This is a genomic window from Halomonas salipaludis, from assembly GCF_002286975.1.
Classification (GTDB): Bacteria; Pseudomonadota; Gammaproteobacteria; order Pseudomonadales; family Halomonadaceae; genus Franzmannia; species Franzmannia salipaludis.
The window spans coordinates 626,143-638,284 of the sequence record NZ_NSKB01000001.1 but is presented as its reverse complement, the minus strand read 5'-3'; the positions used below and the strand labels follow the sequence as shown (position 1 = coordinate 638,284).

The following is a 12,142-nucleotide window of genomic DNA, read 5'->3' as shown; positions in this document are numbered from 1 at the left end:
AGGGGAGTGGCGCCGTTGGTAAAAGTGGGAGTGACTTCAGTCACGATGGGGTTGGGTTGACCGGCAGCGCTGCGCACTGCCATCGCGAATGAATTCGCTCCCACAGGGGAGTGGCGCCGTTGGTAAAAGTGGGAGTGACTTCAGTCACGATGGGATTGGTTGACCGGCAGCGCTGCGCGCTGCAATCGCGAATGAATTATCTCCCACAGGGGAGTGGCGCCAAGGCAAATGTGGGAGTGACTTCAGTCACGATGGGGTTGGGTTGACCGGCAGCGCTGCGCACTGCAATCGCGAATGAATTATCTCCCACACGAATCGCGAATAAATTCGCGCTAAGTGTGACTATCGGGGCTGGCCATGGAAATCCCCCACCAGCGCTTGACCTACTTCCGTTGACGGTCGAGACCGGTTCGATCCGGGCGGCAGCGTCGCGGCTGGATATCGCTGCCTCGGCAGTGATTCGTCAGGTCTCTGCCTACTTCGAGAGCCTCAAGCAGCACGGCTCTACCGAGCCGTTCCGCGACCGCATGGCCGCTTTCGATAAGCTCAACGACGCCATTGGCCTGCCGGAGATGCTGGCGACCGCTGATCGTTATGCCGCGCGATAGTCTGTTCGTTGCCTTGCCTACGCCGGAGTAGCCCCACGAATGGCGGCTTTTCGACCCTTTGCCGGGTAGTGCGGTGAGTATCATGTCAGCCTGAACGACGTCTCTTTCGAGTCATCTACCATGGGCGAGCGCATGAATCCTTCAACGCTTATCGGCATCGCCGCCAGTATCTTGATGCTGGCCAGTGTCCTCTTGCTGAGCGCCGAGTCGGCGGCCAGCTTCATCAACCTGCCAGGCTTGGCCATCGTGCTGACCGGCACCCTGGCGGCGACCTTCATCAGCTACCCGCTCAAGGAAGTCGTGCGAGTGGTGCGGCTGGTGGCGCTGGTGTTTCGTCGCGAGAACAGCCGTGTACAGGAGGATATCCAGGAACTGGTGCGGCTGTCGCGGCTGTGGTTCAAGGGCGACATCCATGCCGTGGAGCGTGCGTTGGAGGATGACGTGCGCAATCCCTTCCTGCGCACCGGCGTGCAGCTGGTAATCGATAATACCCGCGAAGAGGAGATCCTCGACCTGCTGCGTTGGCGGGTGGCGCGCATGAAGGCGCGGGAGCGGGCCGAGGCGCAGATCTTTCGCACCATGGCACTCTACGCCCCGGCCTTCGGCATGATCGGCACCCTGGTGGGGCTGGTGAACATGCTCGAGGTGATGGATACCGGCCAGATTGGGGTAATCGGCGAGAAAATGGCGGTGGCCCTGTTGACCACCTTCTATGGCATCGTGCTGGCCAACCTGGTGTTCAAACCGATAGCGGTCAAGCTGGAGCGGCGAACCGAAGAGCGCCTGATCGCCATGAACATGGTGCTCGAGGGGGTGTCGTTGATGTCGCGGCGTCGGCTGCCGTCGTTCATCGAGGAGACGCTCAAGTCGTTCATGGCCAATCACCATGATGAACTGCGCGACCAGGTGTTGCTCGACGAACCGATGGAGAAGACCGGGCGGCGCCTGCAGTGGCCGGTGAGGCTGCGCAAGCATGCCTGATACCTCGCGCTACGATGCGCTGCTCGAGGAGGCGGGAGATGCCGAAGCGAGCAGCGGCTGGATGGTCAGTTACATCGATGTGATGACGCTGCTGGTGGCGCTGTTCGTGCTGCTGTTCGCGCTGTCGTTTCGTCTGGGTCAGAGCGATGCCGAACCGGTGACGCTCTATACCGAGGTGGATGCTACGCCAGCCCCTTACCTGGGGGTGCCGCTGCCTGAGGAGATGCTGGCGGCGATGGCGCCTCAGGAGCCGTACCTGAACGGCGCCGCGGCGCGTATCGATCCGGCGGCGGTGGTGGTGGCGCTTGGGGTGGCGCGCCGGGCGCCGGAGCCTGTGGCGCCGGTTCCGGCGAGACCGTTCCCCGCCGAACCAGTGATGGCCGACTGGCAGCCGCCGAGCCCGCAGGTGGTGGCGGCCAACGGCGCCAACCTCGAGGTGCCGCTGGAGGAGCTGGTCGTCGTGGTGACCGATACTGCGCCCGAGCGCTCGCGGGAGATCGACCCCGAGGCGGTGGCGGTGGCCACCACGCTTGCCGAGACCCTGGAGCAGCGCATTGCAGAAGCGCCGCACCTGCCCGACCTCGAGGGGGTGGAGGTGTCGCGGGTGGCCGAGGGCATCAGCCTGCGGGTCGAGGACAACCTGCTGTTCTCCACCGCCGAGGCTGAACTGACAGGCGCTGGCCGCGATGTTATCGAGAGCCTGGTGGCACTGATCCAGCGCCATGATGGTGAGGTCTCGGTGGAGGGCCATACCGATAGCCGGCCGATCAATACGCCGCAGTTTCCCTCCAACTGGGAGCTTTCCAGCGCCCGGGCCACGGCGATTCTGCGCTACCTGGCGGATGAGGGGGTGTCGCCCTCGCGGCTGCGTGCGGTGGGCTTTGGCGATACCCGCCCGCTGGCCAGCAACGATTCACAAGAGGGGCGTGCCAAGAATCGCCGCGTCGAGGTGATCATTCATCTGTGAGTGGCGCCAGGGGCAATGTGGGAGAGACGTCAGTCTCGATGGAGCTGATCCAGCAGCGCTGCGCGCTGCAATCGCGAATGAATTCGCTCCCACAGGGAGTGGCGCCAAGGCCAATGTGGGAGAGGCTTCAGCTTCATGAGGTTTATCCAACCCAGCAGCGCTGCGCGCTGCAATCGCGAATGAATTCGCTCCTACAGGGTCATGGCGCCAAGGCAAAAGTGGGAGCGGCTTTAGCCGCGATGGGGTTGATCTAGCCGGGCAGCGCTGCGCGCTTAGAAGTGGTAGGAGATCTTGGCGGAGGTCAGGTTGAGGTGCTCGAGGCGCGGTGCGTCGATGCGCTCGTACTGCAGATGTGCCACGGTGCGTGGCGTGAAGTTCATGCGCGCACCGAAGCCGTGAACCTGGGCGGTGCCGCCCATGGCCATGTCCTGCTCCTGGGCATCGCTTCCGGCCATGGTGGTTTCCAGGTCGCCGCTCCAGTCGGCCAGGCCGGATTTGGCAAACAGGCTGAAGTTGCCGAGATGCAGGCCGGCGGTGACGGCACCTTGCAGGCTGGTGGTGTTGAGCAGTACCGATTGGTTATCGATGGCAGTCGGGGTCTCGTCGGTCACCAGGTAGGTTATCTCGGCGCCGACGCCTAGCCGTGGCAGCCTTGGCAGCAAGTAGCCAGCCAGCAGGCGAAAGCCAGACGTGGCGCCATCGGGCATCGCCAGTTCCGCGCCTTCCAGGACTACGCCGTTATCCAGCGTCGCAAGCTCGGTGAAGTCGCCGCTGTAGTGAATCGGCATGTCATCGTCGGCCAGCGCAACACCCGCACCCACGGCAAAAGCCATTGAGGGGGCCAGCGCAAAACGTGTTAGGTAACGACGAATCGAGACATTCATGAGTAGACGGGTATTGCCTGGCGAGTCGCGCGACTGCGACACAGTGCTATTACCTTAGTCGTTTTAGCCCCAGACTGCCAACCAGCTTGCCCCATTTCAGCGCGGTTTGAGTCGGAACATCAGGTACTTGACCAGTAGTGTCAGGGCGAAGACCAGCCATCCAGAGGTGGCGAGGACGTTATACATCAGCATCTTCTGCTGGCCACTGAGCGGCGTCAGCAGGCTCTCGATCAACACCCCAAAAAACAGTGCCAGCAGCAGCGGCAGGGCGATGATGTGCATCAGCATCTCGGTGCGGCGACGGCGGATGCGGTAGCGCTGCAGCGTCAGGCGAAATGGCCTGTGTGCCCAGCAAACGAATACCAGCGTAGCGCTCACGCTAAGCATGGCGACGCTGGGCAGGGGCTCGCCGATTGCGGCCGAATAGCTGGCCGACCAGGCCAGCAATAGCCATATCAAGCCTTCGAGCAGAGCGACGAAATCGCCCGATGTGCGTACCGCTAGCATTGTGTTATCCCGTGCCTACCCATCGTCATTGTGTCAGCTTACCTTATGTCGCGGGGCGTTTATGCCATAGGCGGCGTAGCCAGTGCCAGCGATTGATCAATAGTGCGGTAAAGATCAGCGCACAGCCGAGCCACTGCAGTGGATTCATGGTTTCACGAAACCACAGCGCGGCGAGGAGCGCCGTCCATACCGCCTCGAGCATCATGATTACCGCGCCGTTGCTGGAGCTGGTCAGCCGCTGGGCGTAGAGCTGCACCCAGAAGCGCATTACGCTGGCGATGAGCACGCTGGCCAGCAACCACCCCAGGGTGGGAGGGGCCACCTGTCGAGGCCAGGGCTCGCTGAGCGCCGACATCAGCGTCAAGCCGACACCCAGCACCAGCATCTGGATGATGGTGAAGGGTAGCGGCGGCACGCGCTTGACTACCTGGCTGTTGACGTTGAACAGCAGGGCGAACAGCGTCGCCGAGGCGAGGAACAGCCACTGACTGGGTTCGATCCGAAAGCCGTTATTGAGCGACAGGCAGGCGAAGCCCAGCATTGCCACCGGCAGCGCCAGCCAGGTGGCGGCAGGCGGCCGGTCGCCGAACAGGAAGCGTGCCATGAGCGGCACCATCAGGATCCACAGGCTGTTGATGAAGGCGCTTTCACCAAGGTGCTGTGAGGCATCGAGGCCCAGTATCCAGAGCGTGATGGCGCCAATGAACAGTACCCCCACTGCACCGGCCTGGCGCCACTGCCGGGCATCGAGGTTGAGCAGGGCGTGCCAGCCGACCACCCCCAGCAACAGTGCAGCAAGCAGAAACCGCGTGCCGATGAACAGCAGCGGCGGAAGGCCATCCAGCGCCTCCTTGGAGAAGATCCACCCGGCGGCGGCCATCATGGTGACCGAGAGCAGCAAGGCGTCGGCCTTGAGCGAGGGCCGTGCGGCAACGGTGGGTGGCATCGAGATTTCCTTGAGACCAAAGGCGATAATGTTATCAGGCTAATGGAGCCGCTCACCATGCCTGGGCGCGCGGCTGACCGTGAGGCCAGCGTTCGTCTATAATGGCGTGGTTTTTACCATCGCGATGGTGTAACGACAGCGTACTCTCTCTATAAGGCCTGCCCGTGACCCAGATTACCCTGACCCAACCCGATGACTGGCACTTGCACCTGCGCGACGGTGCCGCCCTCGCCTCAGTGGTGGCCTACACCGCGCGGCAGTGCGGACGTGCCATCATAATGCCCAACCTGACGCCGCCGGTGACCACTACCGAACAGGCCCATGCCTACCGCCAGCGAATCCTCGCGGCGCTCCCCGAGGGCAGCGACTTCGAGCCGCTAATGACGCTGTATCTCACCGACAACACCCCCGCGGAGGAGATCGAGCGGGCCAAGGCCAGCGGCATCGTGCATGCGGTCAAGCTCTACCCGGCCGGGGCCACCACCAACTCCGACTCCGGGGTCACCGATATCGACCATTGCTCGCGGGCCATCGAGGCCATGGAGCGGGTTGGCCTGCCGTTGCTGGTGCACGGCGAGGTAACCAGTCCGGAGATCGATATCTTCGATCGCGAAGCGGTCTTCATCGAGCGGGTGATGGCGCCGCTGTTGATCCGCTTTCCGCAGCTCAGGGTGGTGTTCGAGCACATCACCACCGAAGATGCGGTGAACTTCGTGCGCGAGTCGTCGGCCAATATCGCCGCCACCATCACTGCCCATCATCTGCTGTTCAACCGTAACCATATGCTGGTTGGTGGCATCAAGCCGCACTACTACTGCCTGCCGGTGCTCAAGCGTGAACGGCATCGCGATGCATTGCTGGCGGCGGCGACGTCGGGGAGCAGCAAGTTCTTCCTGGGCACCGACAGCGCCCCCCATTCCCGCGGTGACAAGGAGTCCGCCTGTGGCTGTGCCGGGGCCTTCACCGCGCCTGCCGCCCTCGAGCTGTATGCCATGGCCTTTGAGCAGGCTGGGCGACTGGAGCAGCTGGAGGGCTTTGCCAGCCATCACGGGCCGGACTTTTATGGGTTGCCGCGCAATTCGCGCCAGGTGACGCTGGTGCGCGAGCGCTGGCAACTGCCCGAGACGCTGCCCTACGCCGAGGGCGGGGTGATCGTGCCGCTGCTAGCGGGCGATACACTGCCCTGGCGCCTGTCTAGCGAGTGACGGCTCGGCCGTCTGCGACCTCGAGGCGGCGTTGCCGCCCGGCCAGCATGGCGCAGCCGGCGGCAAGCGAGACGATCACCATCAGCAGTAGGCTGATGGTGCGGTTGCCGGCCCCGAATTGCAGCAACAGGCCGACGCTCAGCGGTCCCAGGGCGGCCAGGCAGTAGCCGATGCCCTGGGCCATGCCGGAGAGCTGGCCGGCCAGCTGGTGGGTGCCGCTGCGCAGCACGATCAGCGTCAGCGCCAGGCTGAAGCAGCCGCCCTGGCCGACCCCCAGCAAGGCGGCCCCCAGCCAGCGGGCCTCGAGCGGGCCTAACAGCAGAATCAGGATGCCGCCGGCGCTGGCCCCCAACAGCAACAGCGCTGCCAGGCGCTGATCGCGACCCAGCCGCGCCAGCCACGGCGCGCCGAGGGCGGCCAGCAGTTGCGACATCACCGACATTGCCAGCAGCCAGCCGGCCTCGCCTTCGCCAAGACCGCGGCGCTGCATCAAGACCGGCAGCCAGCCGAACACGATATAGGCCAGCGACGACTGGCTGCCCATGAAGCCAGTGACCTGCCAGGCCAGCGGTGAACGCAGCAGCGAAACCGCCGGTGTCGGCTGGTCACTGGATAGGGGCTCAGGACGTGGCTGCGGCATGCCGAGCCGCCAGGCGATCAGTGCCGCCAGCGCCAGCAGCGACCAGCTGGCCAGGCTCAGCGACCAGCTGCCGAGCAGCTCGGCCAGCGGTACGCTGATACCGGCACCCAGGGCGCCGCCCAGGCACAACGCCATGGTGTAGACGCCGGTCATCAGGTCGGCGCCGCGTGGCAGTTCGCGCTTGACCAGGCTCGGCAGCAGGCTGCCGCAGACCCCGATGGCGCCACCCACCAGCAGGGTGCCGAAGAACAGCAACCAGAGGCTGGGCAGGGCGCGGATTGCCAGCGCGGCGGCGAGTGCCAGCAGGCCCAGCGAGAGTGCGCGTTCCGGGCCCAGGCGTCGCGCCAGGCGCGGCGCCAAGGGGGCGAAAAGCCCCAGGCACAGCACCGGCAGGGTGGTCAGTGTGCCAATGCCCAGCGGGGTAAGGGCGGTCTCCTGCTGGATGCGGCCCAGCAGCGGGGAGAGTGACGACAGGGCAGGGCGCAGGTTGAGACCTACCAGCAGCATCAGACAGATGAAGAGTGTCAGACGACGGCCGTGTCGCGCGGCGATCAAGCTGGCGTCATTCATTGGCGGTGCTGGGATCTTCATTGCGCGGCGGAAGCGTTTCCAGGGCATCGAGGGCGGCAAACAGGGAGCTAAGCAATGCTACCACGCCTCAGGGGACTGAGCGGTGTCGAGATGTAAACAGACGTTCGCTAGCCAAGATGCATAAATGCGACACAGGTAATATTCAACGTTGATTGTCCCCTGGCGGGGTTGTGGTTGGCCCCCTGATGCGACTAATGTCGACGCAGTGCTTTACAAAACAACGACAAACTCAGGGAAGCGGCATGACAGATACCCCCGAAGCCGAGTCGGCGGCGCCAGTAGCGTCTGTCCCGCCTGAAACCGATGAAATCTTTGCGCGCTTTACCAACGTCCAGAAGAGCTACGATGGCGTTGAACTGGTGGTCAAGGATTTCAATCTGGACATCCGCAAGGGCGAATTCGTAACCCTGCTGGGACCATCCGGGTCCGGCAAGACCACCTGCCTGATGATGATGGCGGGTTTCGAAACTCCCACCCATGGCGAGATCCTGCTCAAGGGCGAGCCGATTAGCGGCTTGCCGCCGCATAAGCGCGGTATTGGCATGGTGTTTCAGAACTACGCCCTGTTTCCGCACATGACGGTTGCCGAGAATCTCTCCTTCCCCTTGGAGGTTCGCCATCTGAGCAAGGCACAGATCAAGGAGAAGGTCGCCCGGGCGTTGGCCATGGTGCGTCTCGAGGAGTTCGGTGACCGCCGCCCGGCGCAGCTCTCCGGTGGCCAGCAGCAGCGGGTGGCGCTGGCACGGGCGCTGGTGTTCGAGCCTGAGCTGGTGCTGATGGATGAGCCGCTTGGCGCGCTCGACAAGAACCTGCGCGAAGAGATGCAGTACGAGATCAAGCGCATACACGCTAGCCTCGGTGTGACCATGATCTACGTCACCCACGACCAGACCGAAGCGCTGACCATGTCCGACCGCATCGCGGTATTCAACGACGGCGTGGTACAGCAGCTGGCCTCGCCGGATGAGCTCTACGAGCGTCCGGAGAACGCCTTCGTGGCCTACTTCATCGGCGAGAACAACCGCTTGATGGGCGAGGTCAGCGAGCGTCTCGGCGATGATTGTAAGGTGCGTCTCGACAGCGGCGACACGGTGATTGCCAAGCCGGTGGCGGTGGGCGGTGTGGGCTCGAGGACCACGCTGTCGCTACGCCCCGAGCGGGTCAGCATCCTGCGCGAAGATGCCGCCGAGCAGTTCGATAACCAGTTTACCGCCACGGTGCAGGAGGTCATCTACCTGGGTGATCATCTGCGCACGCGCCTCTCGGTGTGTGGCAACGAGGACTTCATTCTCAAGACGCCCAATGCCCAGGGGTTCGGCGTCATGCGCCCCGGCCAGCAGATTCAGGTCGGCTGGTCGAGCGCCGACTGCCGCGCGCTGGATGCCTGAGGAGCGGTAGTCAAGATCGCCGTATCGCGGCATCTACCGATGCCGGCGGCAACTGCAACAACAACAACCGGAGAATCTCTATGAAGACCATTATCCACAATCGCGTTCTCAAGGGGGCCGGCATTGCCGTCGCGGGGCTGTCGGCGCTCGCCGTGGCGGTCAGCGCCCATGCGCAGCAGACGCTGAACATCGTCTCCTGGGGCGGTGCCTACAGCATGAGTCAGCAGCGTGCCTACCACGAGCCGTGGATGGAAATGACCGGTGACGAGATCGTCAATATCGATCGCAGCGCCAATGCCCTGGCGGGGCTGCGCTCCCAGACCCAGGCCGGCAACGTCACCTGGGACCTGGTCGACATGCTGCCGGCGGATGCCATGATTGCCTGCGCCGAGGGGCTGATCGAGCCCCTCGACCATGATGAGCTGCTGGCCGATGCGCCAGACGGCACACCGCCCAGCGAGGACTTCGTCGACGGCGCCCTGGGCGAGTGCTTCGTGGCCTCGATCGTGTACTCCAACATCGTTGGCTTCAATACCGAGATGTTCCCTGAGGATGGCCAGCCGAGCACCATCGAGGATGTCTTCGATCTCGAGAACTACCCCGGCCAGCGGGCGCTGATGCGTCGTCCGATCAACAACCTGGAGTGGGCGCTGATCGCCGACGGCGTCGATCGTGACGATGTCTACGACATGCTCGAGACCGAGGAGGGCATCCAGCGCGCCTTCGCCAAGCTGGATACCATCAAGGACAACGTGATCTGGTGGGAAGAGGGTGCTCAGCCGCCGCAGCTGCTTGCCGACCAGGAAGTGGCCTTCGCATCGGCCTACAACGGCCGGATCTTCGATGCCATGGTCAGCGAGGACCAGCCGTTCGACATCATCTGGGACGCTCAGGTGTTCGAGCTGGATGGCTGGGTCGTGCCCACCGGTAAGCTCGACAAGGTGCGCGACTATCTCTACTTCGCCACCGATACTCAGCGTCTCGCCGATCAGGCGCAGTATATCTCCTACGGCCCCGCGCGCATGTCTTCGTCCGATATGGTGTCGACCCACGCTGAAGCAGGTATCGACATGACGCCGCACATGCCGACCTACCCACCCAACTTCGCCACGGCGATCCAGAAGGATGATGAGTTCTGGGCCGACTACCTCGACGAGTTGAGCCAGCGCTTCGACGCCTGGCTGGCACAGTAAGACCCACCGTAGCGCCACCCTCTGGGTGGCGCGACGTCCGTTTCCTGTCGACTGACTGATGGTGAGGTCCGCGTGTCCGACTCTGCTGCTCCGTTGACCACGGCCGACGGCGTACCGCTCAAGGTCAGCCTGCGTCGTGCCGTGCGTCGCTCCAAACTCAAGGCGCTGCTACTGGTGTCGCCTTTGCTGCTGTTCCTGGGGATCGCCTTCGTGATCCCGATTTTTGAAATGTTGTCGCGTAGTGTCGCCAACCCCGAAGTGAGTACCCATCTGCCTCGCACCGTGGCGGCGCTGGAGCACTGGGATCGTCAGGCATTGCCCGATGAGCCGGTTTTCGAGGCGCTGGTGGAGGATCTTCGCGAGGGCCAGGCGGCGCGCAACCTCGGTTTGCTGGCCAGCCGGCTCAACTATGAGCGCTCGGGTATGCGCTCGGCGATCAACCGCACCGCGCGGGGGCTGGGCTCGATGGAGCCGCCTTATCGTGAGGCGATGATCGATGCCCATACGCGCTGGGGCGAGCTGGATACCTGGAAGCTGATCGAGCGAGAAGCGTCGCCCTTTACCATGACGTACTATCTGTCGGCCTTGGATCGACAGCTGACGCCTGATGGCGATATCACCATGGCGCCCGACAACCAGCAGATTCACGTCAGCTTGTTTTGGCGCACCTTCTGGATGAGCGGGCTGATCACCTTGATGACGCTGCTGCTCGGCTATCCGATCGCCTTCCTGCTGGCCAACCTGCCGCTGCGCCACTCCAACCTGCTGATGATACTGGTGCTGCTGCCGTTCTGGACGTCGCTGCTGGTGCGTACTACGACCTGGATCGCGATCCTGCAGTCTCAAGGGGTATTGAACGATATCATGGTGTTCCTCGGTGTCATTGCCGATGAAGCGCGCTGGCAGATGATTCACAACAAGATCGGCACGGTGGTGGCGATGACGCACATCTTGCTGCCGTTCATGATCCTGCCGCTCTATTCGGTGATGAAGACCATCCCGCCGAGCTATATGCGTGCGGCGCGCTCGCTGGGCGGGCGACCCTTCCTGTGTTTCCGACGGGTCTATTTCCCGCTCACGATACCCGGCATCGCTGCCGGGGGGATCCTGGTGTTCATCCTGTCGATCGGCTACTACATTACGCCGGCGCTGGTGGGCGGCCAGTCCGGGCGCTTCATCACCAACTATATCGCCTACCACATGCAGACCTCGCTGAACTGGGGCCTGGCGGCGGCGATCGCTTCGATCCTGCTGTGCGTGGTGGTGGTCTTCTATCTGGTCTTCAATCGCCTGGTCGGTGTCGACAAGGTCAAACTGGGGTAACTCATGGCGATTCCTTCCTATGCCACCCGCGGTGAGCGCATCTGGCACTACGTGTTCCTGGGCCTGTGTGGGCTGATCTTCCTGTTCCTGGTCGGTCCGCTGCTGGTGATCATTCCGCTGTCGTTCAATGCGCAGCCCTACTTCACCTTTACCCAGGAGATGCTGACCTTCGATCCGCAGGGCTATTCGCTGCGCTGGTATCAGGACTTCTTCACCTCCAGCCGCTGGCTCAACGCGATCAAGAACAGCTTCATCATCGGCATCGCCTCGACGATCCTGGCCACCCTGCTTGGCACCATCGCCGCGCTGGGGTTGTCGAGCCGGCACATGCCGGCACGTGGGGTGATCATGGCGCTGCTGATCTCGCCGATGATCGTGCCGTTGATCATCTCGGCGGCGGCGATGTTCTTCTTCTTCTCGCGGATCAACCTGGCGCAGACCTATCTGGGCGTGATCCTGGCACATACCGCGCTGGGGATCCCGTTCGTGGTGATCACCGTCACCGCGACGCTGTCGAGTTTCGATACCACCCTGATTCGTGCCGCACACAGCCTGGGCGCCAATCCCACGCGCACCTTCTTCAAGGTGGTGCTGCCGCTGGTGACGCCGGGCGTGGTGTCGGGGGCGTTGTTTGCCTTCATTACTTCGTTTGACGAGGTAGTGGTGGTGCTGTTCATCGCCGGGCCCGAGCAGCGCACCATGCCGATTCAGATGTGGTCGGGGATTCGCGAGCAGATCAGCCCCACCATTCTCGCCGTGGCCACGCTGCTGGTGCTGCTGTCGATGCTGCTGTTAACGACGCTCGAACTGCTGCGTCGCCGCGGAGAGCGGCTGCGGGGAGTAACCCCCGGCTGAAATGAACGGGGCTCAGCGATGCAGACGACCGCACCCGGCCCAGGCCGGGTGCGG

General features: G+C 63.4%; 12 protein-coding genes. 8 read left to right on the top strand and 4 right to left on the bottom strand.

What is annotated here, in order from left to right; translation table 11 throughout:
• Positions 1–392 precede the first annotated feature (392 nt).
• The 3 genes from CK498_RS03235 (at position 393) to CK498_RS03225 (ending at position 2,556) form a co-directional block, all read left to right on the top strand.
• Positions 393–608, top strand: coding sequence for a helix-turn-helix domain-containing protein (locus tag CK498_RS03235; RefSeq protein ID WP_095619406.1), 216 nt, complete (start codon positions 393–395; stop codon positions 606–608).
• A gap of 132 nt (positions 609–740) precedes the next feature.
• On the top strand, positions 741–1,589 hold the full coding sequence (locus CK498_RS03230; RefSeq protein ID WP_095619577.1) for a motility protein A: 849 nt from the start codon (positions 741–743) through the stop codon (positions 1,587–1,589).
• Positions 1,582–2,556, top strand: a complete 975-nt coding sequence (locus tag CK498_RS03225) for an OmpA family protein (RefSeq protein WP_095619405.1) — start codon at positions 1,582–1,584, stop codon at positions 2,554–2,556. Before CK498_RS03230 ends, CK498_RS03225 begins: the two co-directional genes overlap by 8 nt.
• Positions 2,557–2,828: 272 nt before the next feature.
• Here the strand turns inward: CK498_RS03225 and CK498_RS03220 are convergent, their stop codons facing one another.
• The 3 genes from CK498_RS03220 to CK498_RS03210 all read right to left on the bottom strand — a co-directional run bounded on the left by CK498_RS03220 (position 2,829) and on the right by CK498_RS03210 (position 4,893).
• On the bottom strand, positions 2,829–3,389 hold the full coding sequence (locus tag CK498_RS03220; protein ID WP_095619404.1) for an outer membrane beta-barrel protein: 561 nt from the start codon (positions 3,387–3,389) through the stop codon (positions 2,829–2,831).
• A gap of 147 nt (positions 3,390–3,536) precedes the next feature.
• A complete protein-coding gene (locus CK498_RS03215) occupies positions 3,537–3,947 on the bottom strand; it encodes a hypothetical protein (protein ID WP_095619403.1) in 411 nt (136 codons plus the stop codon).
• 43 nt (positions 3,948–3,990) lie between these two features.
• A complete protein-coding gene (locus tag CK498_RS03210) occupies positions 3,991–4,893 on the bottom strand; it encodes a DMT family transporter (RefSeq protein ID WP_095619402.1) in 903 nt (300 codons plus the stop codon).
• A gap of 164 nt (positions 4,894–5,057) precedes the next feature.
• Here CK498_RS03210 and pyrC point away from each other — a divergent pair, with 164 nt between their 5' ends.
• The gene (pyrC, locus tag CK498_RS03205; protein ID WP_095619401.1) at positions 5,058–6,098 is read left to right on the top strand and encodes a dihydroorotase; all 1,041 of its coding nucleotides are present in this window, start codon (positions 5,058–5,060) and stop codon (positions 6,096–6,098) included.
• Here the strand turns inward: pyrC and CK498_RS03200 are convergent.
• Positions 6,088–7,308 (bottom strand): MFS transporter, encoded by a 1,221-nt coding sequence (locus CK498_RS03200; RefSeq protein ID WP_229358932.1) that lies wholly within the window; start codon positions 7,306–7,308, stop codon positions 6,088–6,090. The two genes, pyrC and CK498_RS03200, sit on opposite strands and share 11 nt — an antisense overlap.
• Positions 7,309–7,571: 263 nt before the next feature.
• Here CK498_RS03200 and CK498_RS03195 point away from each other — a divergent pair, with 263 nt between their 5' ends.
• The 4 genes from CK498_RS03195 (at position 7,572) to CK498_RS03180 (ending at position 12,088) form a co-directional block, all read left to right on the top strand.
• Positions 7,572–8,717 carry an ABC transporter ATP-binding protein gene (locus tag CK498_RS03195; RefSeq protein ID WP_095619400.1) on the top strand — a complete coding sequence of 382 codons (1,146 nt, stop codon included), beginning with the start codon at positions 7,572–7,574 and terminating at the stop codon, positions 8,715–8,717.
• Between the two features lie 80 nt (positions 8,718–8,797).
• Positions 8,798–9,910, top strand: a complete 1,113-nt coding sequence (locus tag CK498_RS03190) for an extracellular solute-binding protein (RefSeq protein ID WP_095619399.1) — start codon at positions 8,798–8,800, stop codon at positions 9,908–9,910.
• 72 nt (positions 9,911–9,982) lie between these two features.
• The gene (locus CK498_RS03185; protein WP_095619398.1) at positions 9,983–11,233 is read left to right on the top strand and encodes an ABC transporter permease; all 1,251 of its coding nucleotides are present in this window, start codon (positions 9,983–9,985) and stop codon (positions 11,231–11,233) included.
• Positions 11,234–11,236: 3 nt separating this feature from the next.
• On the top strand, positions 11,237–12,088 hold the full coding sequence (locus tag CK498_RS03180) for an ABC transporter permease (protein ID WP_095619397.1): 852 nt from the start codon (positions 11,237–11,239) through the stop codon (positions 12,086–12,088).
• The last annotated feature ends 54 nt before the right edge of the window (positions 12,089–12,142 follow it).